We start from the raw sequence: 23360 nt of genomic DNA, 5'->3' as shown, positions 1-23360 counted from the left end.
TCGGCTTACGATGAAACGATGTCGAAGCGCTTGCCCGTCCGCCGGACGGACGTCGTCCTCGGAGTCGCCCTCCTGGTGCTCTCCGAGCTGGCAGCCGCGTTCAGCCACTTCCGCGATCCGCTGCCGACATGGGCCTGGATCGTGCTCGCCTTCGGACCAATCGCGCTGGTGTTCCGGCGCGTCCACCCGCGCACCGTGCTCACCGTGTCGATCGCCTCCATGGTCGTGCTCGCCCACCTGGAACTCGGCGCGCTCCCCGCCGTGCCCGCGCTGGTGGCCATCGCCACCGCCATGTACACCGGCTACCGCGCGCTGACGATCACCATGGTCCTCGCCGTCTCCGCGATCGCGGGCTTCGGATTCTGGCAATCAGCCGACTACCGCCTCACCGGCGACGTCGTCCGGAACACGCTCCTGGTCGTCGGCTGGCTCCACGTCGCGATGGTCACCGGCGAGTCGAGGCGCCAGCGGGACGCCTACATCGAAGAGGCCGAACGAACCAAAGAAGAGGCGGTCAAACGCAAGGCCGCCGACGAGCGCGTCCGCATCGCCCGCGAACTCCACGACTCCCTCACCCACTCCATCTCCGTCATCCGCGTCCAGGCCGGCGTCGCCGTCCACTTGGCGCGCAAGCGCGGCGAACAACCACCCGAAGCGCTCCTCGCCGTCGAGGACGCCGCCAAAGACGCCACACGCGAACTTCGCGAGACGCTCACGATGCTCCGCGACGACGACGGCCTGCGCCTCGGCCGCGTCAAAAGCCTCACCGAGCGCTACCACGGACTCGGCCTCGAAATCGCCCTCGACTGCGGCGACTGCGAAGGCATCGACCACGAGGTCGACCACGCCGCCTACCGGATCGTCCAGGAGGCGCTCACCAACGCCGTCCGCCACTCCGACGGCGACCGCGTCGAAGTTCGCATCGCCCGAGACGACGGCGAGCTCGACATCGAGGTCGCCGACAACGGCCACGTGACCGCGTTCGAACCCGGCCGGGGCATCACCGGGATGCGCGAACGCGTCGACTCAGTCGGCGGCTCGCTCGTCGTCGGACCGGGCCGGCACGGCTTCAGCGTCCGAGCGCGGTTGCCCGCCGCGGCCGAATCCCGAACGGAACAAGAGGTGACCGGATGATCCAGGTGCTCCTCGCAGACGACCAGCCGCTCATGCGCGGCGGCTTCCGCGCGCTCATCGACGCCGAGGACGACATGACCGTCGTGGCCGAGGCCGCCGACGGGCCAGCCGCGGTCGAACTCGCGCTCGCCCACCGGCCCGACGTCGCCCTCATCGACGTCGAGATGCCCGGCGGGGACGGCATCAGCGCCGTCCGCGAGATCGCCGAACGTCGCGCGCTGGCGGATCTGCGCGTCCTCATGCTCACCAACTACTCCTTCGACGGGTACGTCTTCGACGCGCTTCGCGCCGGGGCCGCCGGCTACCTCGTCAAGGACACCGAGCCCGAGGAGCTGCTGCGGTGCGTGCGGGGAGACGCTGCTGTCGCCGCAGATCGCCGCAAAACTCGTCGCCGAGTATGTCGCGCACCCGCCGACCCGCCTGGCCGGGAAGGTCGAGGGACTCACCGGCCGAGAGACCGAGATCGTCGCGCTGGTGGCGCGCGGGCTGACGAACACGGAGATCGCCGAGCGGCTGTTCATCAGTCCCGCGACGGCGAAGACGCACGTCCACCGGGCGATGATGAAGCTCGGCGTCCGGGACCGGGCCGGGCTGGTCGTGTTCGCCTACGAGTCGGGTCTGGTGCAGCCCAAGGTCGAGGAGTGACGTTCAGCCGATCGCCGACTCCTCGGCGTTCACTTCGTCGGCGAGCGCCGAGACGTTGTACTCGGAGCCGAACAGCAGCACCGAGTTGGTGATCCAAAGCCACACCAGGAACACGATGACGCCGCCGAGGGCGCCGTACGTCCTGTCGAAGTTGCCGAAGTTCGCCACGTACAGGCCGAACAGCGCGGAGACGACGATCCACGCGGCGACGGCCAAGACGGCGCCGGGCGCGCGGAACCGGAACGTGGAGCGTTTGGCGGGGGCCAGCCAGTACAGCAGCGTGACGATGACCATGACGAGCACGATGATGACCGGCCACTTCACCCAGTTCCAGACGGTGACCGCGGTTCCTCCGGCGCCGACTGCGTCGCCGATCGCGTCGGCGACGGCCCCGCCGGTGGCGGCGATGATCGCGCACACGGCCGTCAAGGCGCCGACGACGACGGTGAGCACGACGCGGACGATGAGTACGGTCCACCACTTGCGGGTCTCGCCGGTGCCGTTGACGTCGTTGAGGGCTCGTGAGAACGCCGCGACGTACTTCGATGCCGCCCAGAGGGCGGCGGCCAGGCCGACCAGGGCCATGAGCCCGGCCGTCGCCGGGTTGGTCTGGAGTTGCGCGACCGCGGAGTCGATGATCGACATGGCGTCGTCGGGGAACAGATCGTCGGCGGCGTTCAGCATCTCCTCGGTGGCGTCCGGGTTCAGCATGCCGATTACTGAGGTGCCGACGAGGATGGCGGGGAAGATCGACAGCACCGCGTAGTACGTGAGCGCTGCTGCGGCGTCGGTGCGCTTCTCGGCCCAGAACCGCTTCGCCGCGGTCTTGAAGGATCGACGGCCCATGACTCCACCGTGCCAGCTCTGCGGACAGGTCGGGCCTAAACGGACGATTCCGTCGTCCAGTCCGATGTTGTCGCCGAGGTCCTCGGTCTGCGTCGTGACCGTCCAGATGATGAAGACGTCCACCGCGATCACCAGGGTCGACCACAGGGGATACTGCGTGGCCAGGAAGAACTGGTTCATCGCCGAGACCACGGCGAGCAGCAGCGCCAGGGTGACCTTCGCGCGCAGGCGCGCGAGCCGCTTGGCCGCGACTACGAGACCGAGGCCGAGGGTGATCGCGGCGAGGCCGATGACGAGGTTGACCCAACCCCAGCCGGTGTTGTCGGCCCGGTACCAGTAGCCGCCGTCGGAGAAGACGAACGTCTCGCCGTGGGCGATCGCATAGCCGATGAAGACCTCCCAGGCCCCGACCGGGAGCAGCAGGAATCCGGCGAGGACCAGCGGGCGCCGCGGCCGGTGCCGGTTCCGAGGATTCCAGTCCTCCCGAGTCAAGTACAGCTCCCCAAAGGCGCCTTGCGGTGTGTGGTCGGTGCCGTCGTCAGGCGACGGCCGATTCCTAGGTGGTCTCACGCGATGAGACTGCGAGGCGCTGCAGCCAGTTCTTCAGCAGGGCGCTGCCGTCCTCGGTGAGGATCGACTCAGGATGGAACTGCACCCCTTCGACATCGAGGTCGAGGTGGCGCAGCGCCATGACGACGCCGTCAGCCGTGGACGCGGTGACCTCTAGCGGAGGGGCGACGGTATCAGGCTCGACGGCCAAGGAATGGTAGCGGGTGGCGGTCAGCGGGCTCGGGCATCCGGCGAACAGGCCAGAGCCGTCGTGGTGGATCGCGGAGGTCTCGCCGTGGCGCAGCTGCGGGGCACGGGAGACGGTCGCGCCCCAGTGCTCGGCGATGACCTGGTGGCCCAGGCACACCCCGAGGATCGGGACCTGTTCGGCGAAGCGCTCCAGCAGGTCGTGGCCGAGCTTGGCCTCCTCGGGCCGGCCCGGCCCCGGCGAGAGGAGGATCCCGGAGGGGTGCAGCGTCTCGGCTTCGGCGAGGGAGCACTCGTCGGAGCGGCGCACTTCGACGCGTGCGCCGAGCGCCCGCAGGTAGCTGACGATCGTGTGGACGAAGGAGTCGCGGAAGTCGACGACGAGGACGCTACCCATCGCCTTCCTGGTCCTCGGCGTCCTCGGGAGGCGCCGCGGTCTGGTAGTCCTCGGGGTCGAAGCCGGTATGTGCGCAGTCGACTCCTTGCGTGCAGGTGGGTTCGTCTCCGTCGGGCTCATCTTCGCCGCCCTCCTCGTTCTCGACGTTCGTCCCACCGCCCACGTCGACGTTGCTCCACGGCATCATCGGCCGGATCGCCGGGAATGCCACGAACCACAGGAGCGCGAGCATGCCCGCCGCGAGGGCGAGGGAGCCCACCAGCTTACCCGGAAGGCCGAACGGCAGTTTTCTCCAGATCCATCCGTACACGTCAGGCCTCCGGATCGAACGCTTCGTCGGGCAGGTCGCCCTCCGGGTCGCGTTCGACGGTGTCGATCAGTTTGCTGTAGACGACGTAGCGCTCGTAGTTGTCCCACAGGGGGTGGCAGGTGAACAGGGTCATCCAGAAGTCCTCGTCCCCGGGCGAGGCGCCGGGATCGCCGGGCACGGGCGCGGTGATGTCGATCTGGGTCTCGTCGACGATGACGTGCTCTTCGACTTCGTAGACGTAGAAGTTCTCCCTGGTCTCGATGACGACCTTGTCGCCGGGGTCGAGATCGCGGATCTTCTGGAAGATGGCCGGGACGTTGTGGCCGGCGAGCGTGAAGTTGCCCTGCTCGCCGGGGTAGGCGCCGTCGAGGTAGCGGCCGGGGGCGTACTCGATGTCGGACAGCTCGGTGCCCTCGACGAGGGTCCACGACTCGGCGCGGATGTCGGGCGCCCACATGCGGGCGAATGCGTCGCCGAGCTCGGGGACTGGAGCGCCGTCCACGCCCTCCTCTTCTTCCCCGCCGACGTCCCAGATGACGTCGAGGTCCGAGGAGAGGTCGCCCTGGGCGTTGTTGATCTCGCCGGTGACGCCGAAGACCTCGTAGGCGGCGTACAGCAGGACGACGACGCCGAAGGTGATGAGGACTTCGCCGACGCCGCGGACTGTCTTGCGGACCTTGCCGGCGGCCTCCGCGTCGCGGTGGCGCTTGACCGACTGCTTCTTGCGGGTCGCGGAGTCGGCGCCTTCGGGAGCGGGGGCGGGGCCGTCGGGGATCTGGGGGAGGATCGCGGTGGCGTCGGGGGCGGGGATGAGGCCCGGCGTCGGCTGCTTCGCGGCCGAGGGCGGGCGGAGCGCGGCGGTCTGGTCGTGAGGAGGGTCCGTCTTCGGGAACGGCGACGGACGCGGCGAACCGGCGGGCTGGGGCACGGTGGCCCGGCCCGGGCCGGGCGCGGGTCGCGGAGGAGAAGTCGGTTCCCCTCCGAAGGGCGACCAGTCCTGCTCGTTCACCTGGGAACTTCGCCTCCGTCAGGTCATGTGATCGGATCGTTGGGGGAGTGGCTTCCTAAACATAACGCCCCACGACATCCTAAGGTGACGCCCTGATCTCAAGTATCGCCCGAACGGTCCAGTCCAGGGCGCCGCCGCGAGGCTTTCGGGCCGGAGGACGGCTCGGCCATGGAGGGCTTGGGAGTCTCGGAGCGGAGCGGTACCCTGAACATCGGATATGTCCCTCGTTTGGAGAGTCGTCGATGCCGAAGTCACGCGTGCGTAAGAAGAAGGTCTACTCAAACCCTTCGGGGAAGAGCTCGCAGACCGGCGAGAGCTACGAGCCGAGCCCGACGTGGGTGCCGGTCACCGCCGTCGCGCTCATCGTGATCGGCATCGGGTGGCTCACGTTGTTCTACCTGTCCGGCATGGCCTACCCGGTGGCCGCGTGGGGTTATTGGAACCTCGCGGTCGGATTCTCGGCGATGGTCGCGGCGCTGCTGGTCCTCTCCAAGTGGCGATGACCCCGAGCTGGTGACGGCCACTCGGCGCAGTCTGTTCGTTGTCGGACCCCCGGCATAAACTTGTTGCCAGGGGTCCCTTATGACGGATAAATCAGTAAATATCCGGTTTCATGTTCTCGGGCTCAGAAGAGCTCGAAGATCGTCGCATTGGCCATCCCGCCGCCTTCGCACATCGTTTGAAGACCCCGCCTCGCGCCGGTGTCGCGCATGTAGTGCAGCAGCGTCGTCGCCAGTCGCGCACCCGATGCGCCCAGCGGGTGCCCGAGTGCGATCGCGCCGCCGCGCGGATTGAGCCGCTCCTCGTCGGCGCCCGTCTCCGCCAGCCAAGCGAGCGGTATCGACGCGAACGCCTCGTTGACCTCGAACACGTCGATCTCGTCGAGGTCGAGCCCCGTCCGGCGCAGGATCCGCGCCGTCACAGGGATCGGCCCGTCGAGCATCATCACCGGGTCCGATCCGACCACCGCAGAGGCCGCGATCCGCGCCAGCGGCCGCACCCCCAGCCGCCTCGCGTGCTCATCGGTGGTGATGACCAGTGCCGCCGCCCCGTCAGAGATCTGCGACGACGACCCGGCCGTCACCGAACCGCCCTCCTTGAACACTGGTCTCAGCGCCGCGAGCCGTTCCATGCTCGTGTCGCGCCGGATCCCCTCGTCGGCGTCGACACCGGCCAGCGGCGCGATCTCGGCGGCGAACGCGCCCTTGTCGGACGCGGCGGCGGCCCGCTCGTGACTGGTCAGCGCGAATGCGTCCATCGCCTCCCGGCCGACCGTGTACCGCTCGGCCACCAGCTCGGCCGCGACACCCTGGTTGAACGGCATCGCCGCGGTCGCGTCGACCCGCTCGCCGTAGCGGGCGCGCACCGCCGGGCCGTACGGCTCGCCCGAGCCAGAGCTGACGTTCGAGCCCATCGGCACCCGTGTCATCGACTCCACGCCACCGGCGACGACGACGTCCGCGTGCCCGGCCATGACCGCGGCCGCGGCGTTGCTGATCGCCTGCTGGCCCGAGCCGCACTGGCGGTCGATCGTCGAGCCGGGGATCGCGTCGGGCCAGCCCGCCGCGAGCACCGCGTTGCGCGCGACGTTCCACGACTGCTCCCCGACCTGGGAGACGCAGCCGAGTACGACGTCGTCCACCGCGTCCGGCTCCAGACCGGCGCGCTCCAGCGCCGCGTTGATCGCGTGCGCGGCGAGGTCGACGGCGTGGACGTCCGCGAGGACGCCCCCGCGCCTGCCGACCGGAGTGCGCGCAGCGGACAGGATCACCGCGTCAGGCATTGCGGTACACCGGCGTGATCAAGCCCCGGGCGAGGACGTTGAAGGTGATGTTGAACGACCCGACCGCGCAGGAGGCGTCCGAAGGGACCTCCAGGCGCTGTTTCAGGGCGTGTACCGCGAAGATGTAGCGGTGCGGGTAGTCGCCGGACGGCGGAGCGGCGCCGAAGAACCCGGCCTTGCCGGCGTCGCCGCGCAGCTGCACCGTCCCCGGCGGCGGGTCGAGGTCGGCGCCGGCGGGCAGGCCGGTGACCGAGCGGTCCAGGTCGAGCATCATCCAGTGCCAGAAGCCCGAGCCGGTCGGCGCGTCCGGGTCGAAGCACGTCACGGCGAACGCGACGGTCTGGTCGGGGAACCCCGCCCAGGAAAGCTGCGGGGACACGTCCTGTCCGCCGGTCTGGGCCTCGGAGAGCATCTCGCCGTCGGCGACGTCGGTCGACGTCACCTCGAACGATGGAACCTGCGGAAGGAAATCGTACGGCCACGGGGCCTGCGGACGGTCGAGCGTCATCGTCTCTCCCTCATTTCGGCGAAGCGAACCCTCAGAGCCCCAAAAGGGCCCACAACTGCACCGTATCGCGGCCGGCGCCGCCGGCGGCGCGGGCCGCCGTGCGACATGCGGCGGTGCCCACATGCCGGTCGACGACGGCCGGGGTCGGCGCATACGCTGGTTGGCATGCCGAACACCGACGTCATCTCATTCTCCAGGGGCGCCCCGTCGCTCGACATCGTCGACACCGAAGGACTCAAGTCCGCCGCCGCCGCGGCCCTCGACGCCGACCCGGCGCGGGTCACCGGCTACGGCACCGCCGTCGGCTACCCGCCGCTGCGCGAATGGATCGCCGCGAAGCACGAGGTCGAAGTCGAGAACGTCCTCGTCACCAACGGCTCGATGCAGGCCGACGCGTTCCTGTTCGACGAGCTCGTCAAGCCCGACTCGCCTGTCATCGTCGAGCGGCCCACCTACGACCGGACGCTGCTGGGCCTGCGCAACCGGCGAGGCGAACTCCACCCGGTGTCGCTGCAGGCCGACGGCCTCGACGTCGACGAGCTCGAAAGAATCCTCAAAGGCGGCGTGCGACCGACCCTCGCGCACATCATCCCGAACTTCCAGAACCCCGCCGGAGTGACGCTCTCGGGCGAGAAGCGGACCCGCCTGCTCGCGCTCGCCCACGAGTACGACTTCACGATCTTCGAGGACGACCCGTACCTCGACATCCGCTTCCGCGGCGAGCAGTTCCCGACGATGCTCTCCCAGGACGTCGAGGACCGCGTCGTGTACGCGTCGTCGTTCTCCAAGACGGTCTGCCCAGGCCTGCGGACCGGCTACCTCGTCGGCCCGGCCGACCTGATCGGCCGGATCGCGAAGGCCGCCACCAACACCTACATCGCGCCGAACATGTTCGCGCAGGCCACCATCTACCAGTTCGCGAAGGCCGGCAGTCTGGACCGGTCGATCGCGACCGTCAAGGCCGCCCTCGAAGCGCGTGTCGACCAGCTGTCGGCCTCCCTGCGCGCGCATCTGCCGAACGCCGAGTTCGTGGTGCCCGACGGCGGCTACTTCCTGTGGGTCGACCTCGGCGAAGGCGTCGACTGCGACAAGGTCGCCGCCGCAGCCGCCGACGAAGGCGTGCAGGTCGTCAAGGGCACCGACTTCGTGATCGACGGCGGCGAGTCCTGCCTGCGCCTGGCGTATTCGGCCGTCGCGGCCGAGAAGATCGACGAAGGCGTCCGGCGCCTGGCCAAGGCCGTCGAGGCCACCCGCCCCTAGCGCCGTCCCGGAACGAGCGAACGCGGCCGTCTCCCGTCCGATCCGGACGAGGCGGCCGCGATTTCGCGAGACGACGGTCACTGGCCGTAGCGTCGTGAACACGACATGTCGACCATGGTTGGCGGTTATGCGACATGGCGTATAACCGCCACTGGCAAACTCTTCACATTGCTTCGACAGAAGGCGAGAATCGGTCTCGTGGTCGCGGCGCGAGCCGCGCGGAAGACCGAATTCCCGCCCCCATTGGCGCCGGATCGGTGAACTCGCCCACTCCCCCCCGGGGCGAGGCACCGGTCCGGCGTTCACATGTCCGCACCGGACCGCACTCGGTCGAGCGAAGTCCGAACAGCCGAAAACTCCGGCGGATCCCGCCGGAAAGAACGGCAGTCCATTCACGCTCGAACGGCAGGCGACCGCTCAGCGGCTCACCCGCTCGATCAGTTCCTGGTTTATCGCCTCATCGGTGATTTGAGGCCCCTCCTCTGCGTCGTCGAGGAGCTCGTCGGCCAGCAGGGACTCGCCGATCGACTGCGTGCGCTGCCGGTACCACAGGTACGCGGCCGCGCCGCCCACCGCGATGCCGGCGCCGATCGCGCCGGCCACCCACGGCCACCTGCGCGCCCGGGCCTTCTTGAGTCCGACCTTCGTGAGCATGACGTAGACCTTCGGTCCCGCCGCCTCGCGCGTTCCCTTCGCGGCTGCGACACCGGCGTCCTTCAGGTAGACAGCCCCCTTGCTCAGGTTGTCCTTCCCCTTGCTCAGGTTGGCCTTGACCTCCTGCACGGGAGTCGTTGAATTTCGGCTGAAGCCCATCGTGATTGCCCTCCTCTAGGTGCTCGTAGTCTCATGTTGCACCGACCTGTGACACCCGTCGAGGGAAACGGGGGAGAAAGTTGGACCAACCTGTCGCGTCTGGCACCATTGACGCCATGACAAAGGCGACTCTGAAGACCAACGTCGGTGACATCAAGATCGACCTGTTCGACAACCACGCGCCCAAGACGGTCGCGAACTTCGTCGGACTGGCCGAGGGCACCAAGGAATACACCGACCCGAAGACCGGGCAGCCCGGCTCCGGCCCGTTCTACGACGGTGTCATCTTCCACCGCGTCATCGACGGGTTCATGCTCCAAGGCGGCGACCCGACCGGCACCGGCCGCGGCGGACCCGGCTACCAGTTCGGCGACGAGTTCCACCCCGACCTGCACTTCGGGCAGCCCTACCTCCTGGCCATGGCGAACTCCGGGCCCGGCACCAACGGCTCGCAGTTCTTCATCACCGTCTCGCCCACGCCGCACCTCAACGGCCGCCACACCATCTTCGGCGTCGTCGCCGACGACGACTCCCGGGCCGTGGTCGACCAGATCGCCAAGACCCAGACCGGCCCGATGGACCGCCCTGTGAACGACATCGTCATCAACAGTGTGGACATCGAGAAGTAAATGAGCGATCAGCAGTCGCCCCCGGTCTGCTATCGCCACCGGAACCGCCAGACCTACCTGCGGTGTGTCCGTTGCGACAAGCCGATCTGTGCCGACTGCCGCATCGACGCGCCCGTCGGGTTCCAATGTCCCGACTGCGTAGCCGAGGGCCGGCGCACCATGCGCCGGACCCGCACGGCCTTCGGAGGCCGAGCCTCCGCGTTCGGCGGTTCCTCATCCGGCTCCGCCGGCACGGTCACCAAGGCGATGATCGGCATCAACGTCGCCGTGTTCGTGCTGACCCTCGCCGTCGGAGGCGCGGCCGCGATGGGCTTCTCGATCACCGAGTTCCACCTCGCGCTGGCCCAGTTCTCGCGCCCCGCCACCGCGCAGGTCGATCTGTTCGGGAACCGGTTCCTCCTTCCGACGGTCGCGGCCGGCGGTGAGTACCGGCTGCTGACCTCGACGTTCATGCATTTCGGCGCGATGCACCTGCTGTTCAACATGGTGGTGCTGTGGATCCTGGGCCGGGTGCTGGAGCGCGACCTCGGATCGATGCGATTCCTGGCGGTGTACCTCCTCTCGGGCCTGGCCGGGAGCGTCGTGACGTACCTGTTCGCCAGCCCGGAGGGCTGGTCCGCGGGCGCGTCGGGCGCGATCTACGGCATGTTCGGCGCTCTGATCCTGGTCAATCGGCGGCTGAGCCGCGACAACACCGGACTGTACGTCCTGCTTGGACTGAACCTGGCGCTGACGTTCATCGTGCCGGCGATCTCGATCACCGGTCACCTCGGCGGTCTGGTCGGCGGCCTGCTGTGCGGCGCGGTGCTGGCCTTCACGCCGAAGAACCAGCGGCGAGTGCTGCATTGGGTCGGCTTCGCCGCGATCCTGGTGCTCTTGATCGTGCTCACCATGTGGAGGACCGGAGTCCTGGTCAGCCAGTACGGCATCGGCTGAGATCGGAACCGGCGGGATCGAGCCCGCCGGCTCCCCGGTCGACGGTGAGACCCGAGACCGGCCCATCGGCCGGGCTCCGGCCCGATCCGCGAGCGAGCGGACCGGTCAGTCCTCGTTCGCCTTGATATGGCTGGCCCACACCCGTGCCTGTTCCAGCTCGCCTGGAGTGTCGCAGTCGAACCACGGCGGCGGCCCGCCGCGGTCCCAATTCACCCCGGCCACCTTGATCCCGGAGAACAGGACCCTCGCCGGATCGCCCGGCAGAGCCTTCAACGCGTTGCGCCGCACCGCCTCTGTCGGCCATGCTCCGCACAGCCACTGGCGGCGCCCGGCGTCGTCGCAGAACACCGCGCCCGCGTCATCACCGGCCGCCTCGGCTCGGGTCAACAGCAGGTTCAGCGCCTCGGGGCACAGGAACGGCAGATCTCCCGGCAGGATCACCACCCGCTCGTCTTCGACCGGCACCGCCTCCAGCCCGGCCGCGACGGCCCTGGCGGGCCCCGACCCGGGCGGATCCTCCAAGACCGACGCCACGTCATCGGGCAGCGGATCGGCGTCGGCGGGCCTGGTGCCGACGACCACGCGGCGCGCGGCCGCCGTGGTGGCGCCCAGCATTCGCTCGAGAATGGTGGCGCCGTCAACGACGAGTTCGCTCTTCGCGATGCCCGCGAACCTTCTGGCCCGGCCGCCGACGAGGAAGAGTGCGGCGAAACTACGCGGGGAGTTTCCCATGCCACCAGCCTAGCCATCGAGTACACCGCCCGCCCTGCCACGCCCGATTCCATCGAGCGCTCCGGGCGGAATCCCTGCCTGGAGCGCGGCCATGAGCATCTGCGCGAGCCGGTAGTTCGGCTGCGACCGCAGCGCCATCTCGAAGGCCTCCAAGGCCAGGACCCCGTTGCCGAACCGGTAGGCGGCGAAGCCCGCGACCGTGGCGGCCGGGGCGACCAGTTCATCCTCGAGGTGGCGGGCCAGCCAGACCCACAGGTCGGTGCGATTGGCTTCGAACCCGCCGGAACCGATGCGCTCGATCACGAAGTCGCGGATGTCCAGATCGCCGAGCGCGAGCCCGAGGGTGGCGATGTCGTCGGTGTCGGGAAGATCCTCGGCGCTCATCCAGTGTTCGACGGTGTGGAGGTCGCGGCCGCGCTGCTCGGCCCAGTCGAGTTCGGTCTCGGCGAGCAGGATCGCCTCGACGGCCGAGGCCACGGCGGCGCGACGTCCGTCCTCGGCCGGGTCGAGCTGTGCGGCGACGGCCGCGCGGTCGGACAGGGCGTGGCCCCCGGCGACGGCGACCTCGCAGGAGGCCGCCGAGCTCTCGGGGACCGGTTTGCCCTCGGGCGGGCAGCAGGCGCGGCCGCACGAGAGGCTGAACCAGCGGCCCTCCGAGACGCGGAGCCGGTCTACCGGCTTGATGCCGGCGGCGTCGAGCCGGTGGGCACCGCGCTCCAGGGAGGCCTCGGCGACCTCCCGCTCGCCGTAGGCGATGAGGACGGCCGCGTCGCATTCGTTGCGGCACAGCTGCGCGGTCAGGTCACGCAGGTGTTCGAGGTGGTCGGCCGAGCCGGGGAGGTCGACGCGGAAAGTGCATTGAAGATCGAAGTCGATGAGCCCCACCACGACCAGGCTGTGCTCCGGGTGGAAACCCAGCAGCAGCGGAACGGTGGTGATGAGGTCGGTGGGCCCTTTGATGCTGATTTTCGTCTCTGTCAAGTTCATGGCATAAGTGTCCGACTGATGTCAACACTTGGCAAGCATCGATTTTCAGCCTGTGGATAACTCTCCGCACCTTGTGTGCGGTCATCATCACCATCACGGCATATAGCGGCAATGCGAAGTTCTCTCTGATGTCCTCGGACCTTGAGATGGAAGGCATCCGGGCCGCCGAGCCGGCGCGCCGCCATGAAGGCGGGGACTAGGGTTGAGGGTCTGATTCCCGGCCTCGGCGCGGAGCGCGATGTCGGTGGTCGGGTGTTGAATAGGGCGCAGAGTCAGGGAGCACCACGTGTCGAAGCAGTTCGTCCATCTTCACGTACACACCGAGTACTCGATGCTCGACGGAGCGGCGAAGCTGAAGCCGCTGTTCGCCGAGGCCGAACGGCTCGGGCAGCCCGCCATCGCCATGACCGACCACGGCAACATGTACGGCGGCTACGCCTTCTACCAGGCGGCCAAGGAGTCCGGCGTCAAGCCCATCCTCGGCATCGAGGCCTACCTGGCGCCGCACGACCGCTTCCACAAGAAGCCGGTGTGGTGGGGCGAGCCCAGCCAGCGCTCCGACGACCTCTCCGGTGCCGGCTCCTACACGCACATGACGATGGTCGCCAAGAACTCCGCCGGCGCCCGCAACCTCTTCCGCCTCTCCAGCCAGGCGTCGTTCGAGGGGTACTACTACAAGCCGCGAATGGACCGCGAACTCATCAGCCGGCACGCCGAGGGCATCGTCGCCACCACCGGCTGTCCCTCCGGAGAGGTCCAGGTCCGGCTGCGCCTCGGTCAGATCGAGGAGGCCTACCAGGCCGCCAGCGACTATCGCGACATCTTCGGCGCTGACAACTACTTCCTCGAACTGATGGACCACGGCAACGCCATCGAGCAGCGCGTTCGGGACGAGTTGTACGAGCTGGGTCGGAAGATGGGCCTCCCGCCGCTGGTCACCAACGACTCCCACTTCGTCACCGAGGAGCAGAAGGACACCCACGCGGCGCTCCTGTGCGTCCAGTCGGGTTCCACACTGGACGACCCGAAGCGGTTCAAGTTCGATGGCCAGGGCTACTTCCTGCGCTCGGCCGACCAGATGTACGACGTCCGCAATGACGAGATCTGGCAGGAGGGCTGCGCGAACACGCTGCTCGTGGCCGAGCAGGTCGAGTCCTACGACGAGATCTTCACCGCCCGGGACCGGATGCCGACCATCGAGGTCCCCGAGGGCCACGACCAGGGCTCGTGGCTTCGCCACGAGGTCGAGGTGGGCCTCAAGGAGCGCTTCGGCGGCGAGGTGCCCGCCCAGTACCGCGAACGGGCCGAGCTCGAACTCGACGTCATCATCACCGCCGGCTACCCCTCCTACTTCCTGGTGGTCGCCGACCTCATCAGCCATGCCCGCTCGATCGGCATCTACGTCGGCCCCGGCCGCGGCTCGGCGGCCGGCTCGCTCGTCGCCTACGCCATGAAGATCACCAACATCGACCCGATCGAGCACGGCCTGCTGTTCGAGCGCTTCCTCAACCCCGAGCGCGTCTCCATGCCCGACATCGACATCGACTTCGACGACCGTCGGCGCGGCGAGATGATCACCTACGCCACCGAGAAGTACGGCAAGGAGTTCGTCGCCCAGGTCATCACGTTCGGCACCATCAAGACCAAGGCCGCCTTGAAGGACGCCGCCCGCGTCCACCACGGGCAGCCGGGGTTCTCGATCGCCGAGCGCATCACCAAGGCACTGCCGCCGCCGGTGGCCGCGCAGGACATCCCGCTGGCGGGCATCACCGACTCGAACCACCCTCGCTACAAGGAGGCCGGGGAGGTCCGGAGCCTCATCGAGAACGACGGCGAGGTCCGCCAGATCTTCGACACGGCGCTCGGGCTGGAGGGCCTGATCCGCAACGCCGGGGTCCACGCCTGCGCGGTCATTCTCTCCTCGCAGCCGCTGGTCGACTGCATCCCGATGTGGGCCAGGCCGGACGGGTCGATCATCACCGGCTGGGACTATCCCTCCTGTGAGGACATCGGCCTGCTGAAGATGGACTTCCTGGGTCTGCGCAACCTCACTGTCATCGGCGACGCCGTTGAAGCGGTCAAAGCCAACAAGGGCGTCGACATCGACCTCGACACGCTGACGACCGACGACCCGAAGGCCTACGAACTGCTGGCCCGGGGCGACACACTCGGCGTCTTCCAGCTCGACGGCGCGGCCATGCGCGAGCTGCTCAAGCGCATGAAGCCCACCGAGTTCAACGACATCGTCGCCGTCCTGGCGCTCTACCGCCCCGGGCCGATGGAGGCGAACTCCCACAACAACTACGCCGACCGCAAGAACGGCCGCCAGGAGATCACCCCGATCCACCCCGAGCTGGCCGAGCCGCTGGCGGAGATCCTCGCCGAGACGTACGGCCTCATCGTCTACCAAGAGCAGATCATGAAGATCGCGCAGAAGGTCGCGGGCTTCACGATGGGCCAGGCGGACGTGCTTCGCAAGGCCATGGGCAAGAAGAAGATCGACGTCCTGGAGAAGATGTTCGCCGAGTTCGAGGCGGGCATGCTCGGCAACGGCTTCGGCAAGGAGGCCATCAAGACCCTGTGGGACATCATGCTCCCGTTCGCCGGGTACGCGTTCAACAAGTCTCACGCCGCCGGTTACGGCCTGGTCTCGTACTGGACGGCATACCTCAAGGCCAACTACCCGGCCGAGTACATGGCGGCGCTGCTCACCAGCGTCGGCGACTCCAAGGACAAGGCTGCGGTGTACCTCTCCGAGTGCCGCAAGATGGGCATCACCGTCATGCCGCCGGATGTCAACGACTCCCGACACGTCTTCCACCCGGTCGGAGAGGACGTCCGCTTCGGCATGGGGGCGGTGCGCAACGTCGGTGCGAACGTCGTTTCGGGCATCATCGAAGCGCGCGAAGAGCAGGGCGCCTTCACCGACTTCAAGGACTTCCTGCAGAAGGTGCCCGCGCCGGTGTGCAACAAGCGCACCGTCGAGTCGCTCATCAAGGCCGGCGCGTTCGATTCGCTCGGGCATGCCCGCCGCGGGCTGGCCGAGGTCCACGAGAAGGCCATCGACGCGATGGTGTCGATCAAGAAGGAGGAGGCGCGCGGCCAGTTCGACCTGTTCGGCGGCATGGCAGAGTCCACCGACACGCTCGGCGTGGACCTGACGATCGCCGATGACGAGTGGGACCGGCGCGACAAGTTGGCGTTCGAACGGGAGATGCTGGGGCTCTATGTCTCCGACCACCCGCTCAACGGTTTCGAACGGCTCCTGTCGACGAACGCGGACCGGCCGATCGCGGCCCTGCACGGCGAGGACGTGGCGGACGGATCGAACGTGCGCGTCGCCGGCATTCTGCAGAACGTCGCCAAGCGGGTCACCAAGCAGGGCAAGCTGTGGGCATCGGCCACATTGGAGGATCTGGCCGGTTCGATCGAGGTTCGGTTCTTCCCGAACACCTACGAGCTGGTCTCCGACTCGCTGGCCGACGACCTGATCTGCTGCGTCAAGGGCAAGCTCGACCGGCGCGACGGCACGGCGCAGCTCATCGCCCAGGACTTGGCCGTCCTCGACACGTCCTCGGGCCCTGAGGCGAGTTCGGCACCGATCACGCTGGCGCTGCGCGCCGCCGCGGTGAACCCCCAGCTCATCGAGAAGCTCTCGGACACCTTCCGGACGCACCGGGGTGAGGCGCAAGTGCGCGTCCAGCTCGCCAACGGCCCCAAGACGACGATGCTCGCCCTAGGGGACTCCTGGAGGGTGCGGCCCTCGGTCGAGCTCTCGGCGGACCTCAAGGCACTCCTGGGCGCCGGGGCCCTCGTCGGCTGACGCGCCGGGTGTTCGGTGAACGCCTCCGGGGCGGGTCCGAAACGCAGGTGGTCCCTGATGCGACGCCGCGCTCGTACTCTTGGGCGCGCATGGGCAAGCTCCTGCTCCGGGAGCCGCCGCTCGCGCTGAATCGCGACACTTGCGAATATCTCGGCGCCTGCCGTCACCGAGTCCCGAGTTCCGCGCGAGGCGAGCGGACCGTTCGTGACAATCACCACCACGGCTGAGGGCGAAGTCGTCTCAGTCACCGTCCCCGACTTCGCCTCGCTGGTGGCTCCGGTGGACCCGAGGTGCGTTTGCATGATCGTTTTCGGAGGAGCGGCTCCGCAGCCGCTGTCCATGTCTTCGCAGGCAGCGGCCGCTCTACTTGCCTCGACGGGGTGCGGCGCGATCGCCGCCGACCGACTGGCGCCCGATATGCCGGATCACACACTGACACATATGCACATGGACATGCGAATATCGCCTCGGTACCCATGGGCCATGAAAACCACTCAAATTACAGGTACAAGGCGCCGGATCTTCACCGGCGCAGGAGCTCTCGGCCTGGGAGCGCTCTTCTCCACTACGCTCGCCTCCTGCGGCAGCTCCCCCGAAGCGCAGGCGAGCCAGACCGAATTCCAGGACCTCGAATCCGCCCAGGAGATCTGGGACGCGATGCTCGAAGGCAACCAGCGCTGGGCGAACGGGAAGGCCAAGCACCCCAACACCGACGTCGCCACCCGCGAGGCGCTCATCGAGGGCCAGACGCCGAAGGCCGCGGTCATCACCTGCGTCGACTCCCGCGTCGGACCCGAGCTCGTCTTCGACACCGGCATCGGCGACCTCATGACCACCCGCTCCGCAGGCAACGTCCTCGACCCCCTGATCGAGGAATCGGTCTCGTACGGCCCGGCAGCGCTGGAGTCCCCCCTTCTCGTCGTTCTCGGACACCAGAACTGCGGTGCCGTCACCGCCGCCCACGAGGCCCTCGTGGCCGCCGAGTCGGGCGAGGAGCTCGAAGACCACGGCTACGACCTCAGCGAGACCGTCGAGGCCCTGCGCCCGGCCTACGAGGAGAGCAAAGGCGAGGCCGACGACCCGGTCCTGGCGATGATCCGCGCCAACGTCGAGCTCACGGTCCAGCAGCTCAGCGAGCACAAGAACATGGCCGAACACGTCGACTCCGGCGCCCTCACCATCATCGGCGCCTACTACTCCTTCGACACCGGCCTGGTCACCGGAATCGAGTGATCCCCGGGGTCGCCGGCCGATCCGTCCGGCGGCCCCTTCTCATGCCCAGCGCGCCCTGCGGGCTGTACGGCGCAGCACCCGCAGCAGGATCGGGCCGGTCAACACGATCAGCACCGCCGTGGTCACCGCCCGTCCCAGATCCCAACCGAGCGAGGTCGCAAGCGAATAGGCGACCAGCCGCGAAGCGTTCTCCTCGAAACCGCCGCCGGGAACATAGGCCAGATCGCCCTGCGTGATCACGAACGGCCAGAACGACATGTTCAACAGCAGGCCGAAACCCAGCGACGCCACGACGCTGTAGGACACGAGCATCGCCAACTCTCCGACCCGCCCCGGCCGGCCCCCGGGCTCACCGCCCGGCAGCAGCCCCGCCCCCAGGCCCACGAACGCCGCCGCGAACATCTGGTACGGCATCCAAGGGCCCACCCCGCCGGTCAACAGCGCCGAGGCGAACAGCCCCGTATTGCCCAGAATGAAACCGAACCCCGGACCGAACACCCTGCCCGCCAGGATGATCAGGAAGAAGACCGTCTCCACCCCCGCGGCCCCCGCTCCGAACGGCCGCACCGCGGCGACCACCGCCGAAAGCACACCGAGCATCGCCACCGCACGCGCGTCCAACCCTCCGTCCGACAACTGCACCAGCGCCACCGCCGTCACTACCGGCAGCAGCAGCGCGAACAGCCAAGGACCCGAGGTCGACTCGGTCAAGACCCCGCCCGGAGCGGCCAAGAGGGGCCACGACGTCGCCACCAGCCCGAACACCGCAGCCAGCGCCACCGCAAGCGCACCGCGCCAGCGGATCGCTGTCCGCGCGTCACCGGTCATCATCCGCCCCAAGTGCGGCCGCCACTTCCGCGACCGTGAGCCAGCCCGGCAGGATCTTCTCCACCTGCGGCGCGAACATCGGCGAGGCCGACACGATCCGGCACGCGGGGCCGTCCGCGACCACACGGCCGTCGGACAGGATCACCACCCGACTCGCGAACTCCGCCACGAACTCCACATCGTGCGTCGAGACGATCACGCAGTGGCCCGCGTCGGCGAGCCCCCGCAACCTCGTCGCCAACGACGCCTTCCCCGGATAGTCCAGGCCCCTCGTCGGCTCGTCCAGCAGCAACAGGGGCGGCGCCGCCGTGAGCGTCACGGCGAGCGCCAACGCCAGCCGCTGCCCCTCGGACAGGTCCCTCGGATGGGCCCCGGCGTCGACGTCCTCGACCAGGTCGGCCAGGATCTTCGCGCACGTCCCGGACGGAGCGTCGCCGTCCCGGTCCGCCCCTTCGCATTCGGCGCGGACCGTCTCGGCGTACAGAAGGTCCGCCGGCTCCGACGGGACCAGGCCCGCGACGGTCCGGCGCCGGCCCGGGCGCAGCGACGACGGGTCGACGCCGTCGATCCGCACCGTCCCGGCCGAGCGCCTCCCAGTGCCCTGGAGCGCCCACAGCAGGCTCGACTTCCCCGACCCGTTGCGGCCCATGAGCGCGATCCGCTCCCCGCGCAGCGCCGCCAGGTCGACGCCGTCCACCGCCCGCACCCTCGAATAGTCGACCGCGACCGCGCCCGTCTCCAGCAGCGGGCTGCCGGCGGCGACCGGCGCTCGCTGCGGCGGACGCTCGCCCGCCAGCCGTTCGCGCAGCGGCGCGGCGTGGCGCCGTGCCTCGCGGATCGTCACCGGCGGCCCGGGCCAGTGGGCGAGCTTGCCCAGGTGGACCACCGGCGGGGCCACGGGGGAGTCCGCCAGGACCGCGCCAGGCCCGCCCGCCGTCACGGTGCCGTCGCGCAGCAGCAGCGCCGAGTCGGCGTATTGCACCACCCGCTCCAGGCGGTGCTCGGCGAGTAGGACCGTCACCCCGAGGTCGTGGACGAGCCGGTGGAGTGCCGACAGGACCTCGTCCGCAGCACCGGGGTCGAGCGCCGAGGTGGGCTCGTCCAGGACCAGCGCGGACGGTCCGGCCACGAGGGCCGCGCCGATCGCGACCCGCTGGCGCTGGCCGGAGGAGAGGGCCGCCAGGGTCCTGCCTCTGACGTCGGCGAGGCCGAGGAGGTCGACGATCTCGGTGACCCGTTTGCGCATCGTGGCCTGTGGGAGGCCGAGCTGTTCGGCGGTGTAGGCCAGTTCAAGCTCCACGTCGTCGGTCACGAAGCCCGCGAGGGGGTCTTGGGAGACGTAGCCGACCGCGTCGGCCAGGTCCGCGGGGGACGATGTGCGCACGCGCCGCCCGGCGACGGTGATCTCGCCGGTCATCGTGCCGCCCGTGAAGTGCGGGACCAGGCCGTTGATCGACCGCAGGAGCGTCGACTTGCCCGCTCCGGTGGAACCGACGAGCAGGCAGAACTCCCCTTCTGGGATGTCGATGGTGACGTCCCGGAGGACCGGGCGCTCGTCGTAGGCGAAGGTCACTCGGTCGAAGTGGATCATGCGGGTCCTGCCTTCGTCGGTGTGTTCGGTACCAGGATGGCCGGTGCGGCGGCGATGAGCACCCCGAAGGCGGCCGCCAGCGGCAGCGGCGGCATCGTCAGCGGGTTGGTCGCCGGCCAGATCGAGCCCGGTTCGGCCGCGGCGCTGACGATGCTCCCCATCGCAGCGGCAGAGCCTGAGAGCAGGACCGCCCAGTCGCGGGCGCCGAACGCGTCGGTCCGGTAGCGGGTGTGCGGGACCCGTTTGGAGGCGAACGCGATGCCGAGGACCGCGGCGGCGGCGCCGAGCGCGAGCAGGCCCCAGGCGACGGGTGCCGGCGTGGCCGGGCCGAGCAGCGCGTACGCTCCGGCGCACAGCCCGAGCAGGCCCATGAGGAGGAGCGCGGAGGTGGTGCGGCGGGTGCTCGCCGCCGCGCCCGCGGCCCGGCCGTAGCCGCGCGACGCCATCGCGGCGGCGAGCGCGAGCGACCGGTCCAGCGCGTCGTGCAGGACCGGGACGACGACCGTCCGCATCAGGTTCGCCGGGTTCCGTTTCGTGTTGCCCCGCAGCGCCCTCGCCTTCCTGATCCTCGCTACGCCCGACACCAGCTGGGGTGCGACCGACAACGCGACGACGACCGCGACGCTCACCTCGTACAGCGCCGCCGGGACCGACCGCAGGAGCCGCCGCGGGCTCGCGAGCGCGTTCGCCGCGCCCACGCACACCAGCAGCGTCGCCAGCGGGAGCCCGTCGTAGGAGGCGGCGAGCGCGCCTTCGGCCGAGACGGCGCCGCCGAGCCGGAAGCCCGCGGCCCAGTCCGGCAGGCGGATCGACGGGAGCGCGAACAGGACGGTCGTGCCCTCGGCGCCGCCGAAGACGATGTAGAACGTCATGCGGATCGCGATCGCGCTCGCGCCGATCGCCAGGAACACCCGGTAGGCGCCGGACCAGGGCTCGTCGCCCCTGCACCAGGACACGACGAGGCCGGAGACGGCGATGATGAGGAGCAGCAGCCACGGGTTCGCGGTGCGGCTGGCGGCGGTGGCGAGCAGTAGCGCCCATCCCCACCAGGCCACCGGGTGGGCGGGGCGGCGGGCCCGGGCCGGTGCGTTCACGCTCGCCTGTCGCGCCGTGCCCGCCAGATGACGAGTGCCCCGATGGCCGCGAGGATCACGACGGCGAGGACCCAGGTCGGCGGGCTGGACGATTCGAGGTCGGCTTCGGGCCGGGGCTCGGCGGCGGCCGCTTCGTCGGGGGCGAGGCCGGGCGCGCCGGATCCGTTGCCGAAGGCCCAGCCTTCGAGGTCGCCCTCGTCGGGGTCGCGCACGCCCGCGCCGACGCTGGCGTACGTCCACTCGTCGTCGCCGGTGTCCGCGTACCAGTACGACCAGGACGCGTCAGCCGGGGGCATCGGACCGCATTCGGTCTCGGGGTGGTCGTCGATCCGACACACCGCGCCGGGGAAGGAGGTCACCTCGGTGACGGTGAAGCCGGCTTGGGCGAGGGCCTCGATGCCGGAGGCGGGGTCGTCGGCGCAGCCGACGGCCGGCGCTCCCTGCCCGGAGTCGACGACGACCGTGACGCCGTGGCAGTGGGCGTCGTGCGCGGCAGCCGACCCGGCCCATGCCAGGGCCGCCGCGACCGCGATGACCGCGGCGGCTCCGGTCGGCAGGGCGCGGTCGGTCATTCGCCGTCCTTGCCCCCGCCGCCGCGGCGGGCGCGCACGACCAGGTAGGCGATGATCCCGGCTAGGACGATCACGGCGGCGACGATCACCCAGGGGACCCAGGTGGTCGTGTCGGTCTCGTCCTCGTCCGCGGTCGCGGCGTCGTCGCCGGCGGTCGGGCATTCGAGGGTCGGGACGTCGGGGGACGAGTCGGTGGCGTCGAGTTCGGCGTAGTTCTGGCCCGCGAGCGGGACGAGGGACTGCGCGGTCGCGCTCAGCCGGGAGATCTCGCCGAATTCGGGGTCCTCGGGGTCGGTGAAGCGGACGGCGCCGGCGCCGTCCTCGCCGCAGGAGATCTGCAGTCCGATGAGGTAGGTGACCGACAGCTGCGCGGCCTCGGTGTCGTTCGAGGTCAGCAGTGCCTGCGCGGCCATCGCGGTGGAGTTGGCGCTCGGGCCCGATGCTTCGTCGAAGGAGAAGGAGCCGTCCTCGTCCTGGTGGTCGCGCAGCCACTGGAGGGCGTCCTCGCGCGTGTCGGCCGCGGCGTCGCCGGTCGCGGTGAGTGCCGCGACCGCGATGCCGGTGGTGTCGGTGTCGCTGGTGCACGAGCCGTCTTCTGGCACGGTGAACGAGAAGCCGCCGTCGTCGCACTGGGCGGCGGTGAGCGCGTCGGCGATTTCGGGCGGGACGCCGTCCTCGGTGCGGGAGAGGCCGAGCGCGGCCCACGACAGGGTGCTGCCGTCGATGCCTTCGAGCGGTGCTGCGGCGACCTCGTCGGCGAGTTTGACGCCGCCGAAGTCGGTGGGGTCGCCGCCGGCGGTGGCCACGACGTACATGACCTTGCCCGCGGCGCCGACCGCGATTGAGGCGCCTTCGGCGTCCCCGCCGGGGTAGACGTAGGAGTTCAGGGTGTCGGGCTCGTTGAGCCATTCGAGCGAGGCCTGCACCTGGTCGCCGCCGACGCGGGCGGCCATGAGCCCGATGAGGGCGTCGAGGGTGGTGCTGACGTCGGGGGCGCCGTTGAACTCGAAGTAGTCGCCGCTGGACTGGTCGGCGAGCCATGCGGCGGCGGCCGAGGCCGGGTCGTCGTGCGGCTCGGCCTGGGCTTGGGCCGGGGAGGCCGTGACGACGGCGACGATGGGCAGGACCGCGGCGGCCGCTGCTGCGAGCAGCTTCCGCCCTCGGCGACGCGTGCGGGCCGTGACTCGGCCTGCGGTCGACTGGTGGCGCATTGCCTGACCTTTCTGAAGCGCGGGCGGGGTCTTCGGGCAGGCGGCGTCGCCGCAGGCGCCTGTAGACCACGACAGGCGTTGACAGTGGATGTTGGCGACCGGTGGGCATTCGGGCTCACGCGGGCGGGCCGAGTTTGTAAAGAGGCTAAGGCACTCGGCTGGTGTTCGAAGTCGAACCGCGACTACCGCTGCGGGTCAGCGCCGGCTTCTGACCGGACTTCCCCCACGGGGCGCCTGTTGAGTTTGCGTTCATTCTGTCGCTC

General features: G+C 69.5%; 21 protein-coding genes, 1 pseudogene and 1 riboswitch. Of the genes and pseudogenes, 8 read left to right on the top strand and 14 right to left on the bottom strand.

The window, feature by feature from the left end; translation table 11 throughout:
- The first annotated feature begins 18 nt into the window (after positions 1-18).
- Entirely contained in the window at positions 19-1134 is a 1116-nt protein-coding gene (locus L0U85_RS01585) for a sensor histidine kinase (RefSeq protein ID WP_241375859.1), read from the top strand.
- Positions 1131-1779 (top strand): annotated as a pseudogene (locus tag L0U85_RS01580) (response regulator transcription factor). The gene L0U85_RS01585 and the pseudogene L0U85_RS01580 overlap by 4 nt, the downstream one beginning before the upstream one ends.
- A 3-nt stretch (positions 1780-1782) precedes the next feature.
- Here L0U85_RS01580 and L0U85_RS21025 read toward each other — a convergent pair.
- From L0U85_RS21025 to L0U85_RS21020, 4 genes are read right to left on the bottom strand one after another with little or no spacing between them, the layout of a single operon-like run.
- Positions 1783-3195: a YihY/virulence factor BrkB family protein gene (locus L0U85_RS21025; protein WP_241375858.1), complete on the bottom strand. Its 1413-nt coding sequence runs from the start codon at positions 3193-3195 to the stop codon at positions 1783-1785.
- Positions 3182-3778 carry an aminodeoxychorismate/anthranilate synthase component II gene (locus tag L0U85_RS01570; RefSeq protein ID WP_241375857.1) on the bottom strand — a complete coding sequence of 199 codons (597 nt, stop codon included), beginning with the start codon at positions 3776-3778 and terminating at the stop codon, positions 3182-3184. Before L0U85_RS01570 ends, L0U85_RS21025 begins: the two co-directional genes overlap by 14 nt.
- Entirely contained in the window at positions 3771-4088 is a 318-nt protein-coding gene (locus L0U85_RS01565; RefSeq protein WP_241375856.1) for a hypothetical protein, read from the bottom strand. The genes L0U85_RS01570 and L0U85_RS01565 overlap by 8 nt, the downstream gene beginning before the upstream one ends.
- Before the next feature lies 1 nt (position 4089).
- A complete protein-coding gene (locus tag L0U85_RS21020) occupies positions 4090-5097 on the bottom strand; it encodes a class E sortase (protein ID WP_241375855.1) in 1008 nt (335 codons plus the stop codon).
- Positions 5098-5339: 242 nt separating this feature from the next.
- On the opposite strand from L0U85_RS21020, the gene L0U85_RS01555 reads away from it, so the two are divergent.
- Positions 5340-5600: a cell division protein CrgA gene (locus L0U85_RS01555; RefSeq protein ID WP_241375854.1), complete on the top strand. Its 261-nt coding sequence runs from the start codon at positions 5340-5342 to the stop codon at positions 5598-5600.
- Between the two features lie 122 nt (positions 5601-5722).
- On the opposite strand, the gene L0U85_RS01550 is transcribed toward L0U85_RS01555, so the two are convergent.
- Entirely contained in the window at positions 5723-6880 is a 1158-nt protein-coding gene (locus L0U85_RS01550) for a thiolase family protein (protein ID WP_241375853.1), read from the bottom strand.
- Positions 6873-7388: a YbhB/YbcL family Raf kinase inhibitor-like protein gene (locus tag L0U85_RS01545; protein WP_241375852.1), complete on the bottom strand. Its 516-nt coding sequence runs from the start codon at positions 7386-7388 to the stop codon at positions 6873-6875. The genes L0U85_RS01550 and L0U85_RS01545 overlap by 8 nt, the downstream gene beginning before the upstream one ends.
- Before the next feature lie 165 nt (positions 7389-7553).
- On the opposite strand from L0U85_RS01545, the gene L0U85_RS01540 reads away from it, so the two are divergent.
- The gene (locus tag L0U85_RS01540; protein ID WP_241375851.1) at positions 7554-8648 is read left to right on the top strand and encodes a PLP-dependent aminotransferase family protein; all 1095 of its coding nucleotides are present in this window, start codon (positions 7554-7556) and stop codon (positions 8646-8648) included.
- Positions 8649-9065: 417 nt separating this feature from the next.
- On the opposite strand, the gene L0U85_RS01535 is transcribed toward L0U85_RS01540, so the two are convergent.
- Positions 9066-9431, bottom strand: coding sequence for a hypothetical protein (locus L0U85_RS01535; RefSeq protein WP_241375850.1), 366 nt, complete (start codon positions 9429-9431; stop codon positions 9066-9068).
- A gap of 146 nt (positions 9432-9577) precedes the next feature.
- Here L0U85_RS01535 and L0U85_RS01530 point away from each other — a divergent pair, with 146 nt between their 5' ends.
- Together L0U85_RS01530 and L0U85_RS01525 are read left to right on the top strand one after the other, a co-directional pair.
- Positions 9578-10090 (top strand): peptidylprolyl isomerase, encoded by a 513-nt coding sequence (locus L0U85_RS01530; RefSeq protein ID WP_241375849.1) that lies wholly within the window; start codon positions 9578-9580, stop codon positions 10088-10090.
- Positions 10091-11026, top strand: a complete 936-nt coding sequence (locus L0U85_RS01525; RefSeq protein ID WP_241375848.1) for a rhomboid family intramembrane serine protease — start codon at positions 10091-10093, stop codon at positions 11024-11026. It abuts the gene before it with no gap.
- Between the two features lie 105 nt (positions 11027-11131).
- Here the strand turns inward: L0U85_RS01525 and L0U85_RS01520 are convergent, their stop codons facing one another.
- Positions 11132-11758 (bottom strand): NTP transferase domain-containing protein, encoded by a 627-nt coding sequence (locus L0U85_RS01520; RefSeq protein ID WP_241375847.1) that lies wholly within the window; start codon positions 11756-11758, stop codon positions 11132-11134.
- 9 nt (positions 11759-11767) lie between these two features.
- Entirely contained in the window at positions 11768-12745 is a 978-nt protein-coding gene (locus tag L0U85_RS01515) for a DUF4192 domain-containing protein (protein ID WP_241375846.1), read from the bottom strand.
- Positions 12746-13031: 286 nt separating this feature from the next.
- Here L0U85_RS01515 and dnaE point away from each other — a divergent pair, with 286 nt between their 5' ends.
- Both dnaE and L0U85_RS01505 read left to right on the top strand, forming a co-directional pair.
- On the top strand, positions 13032-16568 hold the full coding sequence (dnaE, locus tag L0U85_RS01510; protein ID WP_241375845.1) for a DNA polymerase III subunit alpha: 3537 nt from the start codon (positions 13032-13034) through the stop codon (positions 16566-16568).
- A gap of 483 nt (positions 16569-17051) precedes the next feature.
- On the top strand, positions 17052-17801 hold the full coding sequence (locus L0U85_RS01505) for a carbonic anhydrase (RefSeq protein ID WP_241375844.1): 750 nt from the start codon (positions 17052-17054) through the stop codon (positions 17799-17801).
- 39 nt (positions 17802-17840) lie between these two features.
- On the opposite strand, the gene L0U85_RS01500 is transcribed toward L0U85_RS01505, so the two are convergent.
- The 5 genes from L0U85_RS01500 to L0U85_RS01480 are packed head-to-tail and all read right to left on the bottom strand — an operon-like array spanning position 17841 to position 23097.
- Entirely contained in the window at positions 17841-18629 is a 789-nt protein-coding gene (locus L0U85_RS01500; protein ID WP_241375843.1) for an ECF transporter S component, read from the bottom strand.
- Positions 18619-20220 (bottom strand): ATP-binding cassette domain-containing protein, encoded by a 1602-nt coding sequence (locus tag L0U85_RS01495; protein WP_241375842.1) that lies wholly within the window; start codon positions 20218-20220, stop codon positions 18619-18621. The genes L0U85_RS01500 and L0U85_RS01495 overlap by 11 nt, the downstream gene beginning before the upstream one ends.
- The gene (locus L0U85_RS01490) at positions 20217-21314 is read right to left on the bottom strand and encodes a CbiQ family ECF transporter T component (RefSeq protein ID WP_241375841.1); all 1098 of its coding nucleotides are present in this window, start codon (positions 21312-21314) and stop codon (positions 20217-20219) included. The genes L0U85_RS01495 and L0U85_RS01490 overlap by 4 nt, the downstream gene beginning before the upstream one ends.
- On the bottom strand, positions 21311-21886 hold the full coding sequence (locus L0U85_RS01485) for a hypothetical protein (protein ID WP_241375840.1): 576 nt from the start codon (positions 21884-21886) through the stop codon (positions 21311-21313). Before L0U85_RS01485 ends, L0U85_RS01490 begins: the two co-directional genes overlap by 4 nt.
- On the bottom strand, positions 21883-23097 hold the full coding sequence (locus L0U85_RS01480; protein WP_241375839.1) for a hypothetical protein: 1215 nt from the start codon (positions 23095-23097) through the stop codon (positions 21883-21885). The genes L0U85_RS01485 and L0U85_RS01480 overlap by 4 nt, the downstream gene beginning before the upstream one ends.
- A gap of 82 nt (positions 23098-23179) precedes the next feature.
- Positions 23180-23350, bottom strand: a riboswitch (cobalamin riboswitch).
- Positions 23351-23360: the final 10 nt, after the last annotated feature.

The organism is Glycomyces sp. L485 (genome assembly GCF_022548875.1).
Taxonomy (GTDB): Bacteria; Actinomycetota; Actinomycetes; order Mycobacteriales; family Micromonosporaceae; genus Glycomyces.
The sequence above is the reverse complement of the archived record's forward strand: the minus strand, read 5'-3'. Positions and strand labels throughout refer to the sequence as shown.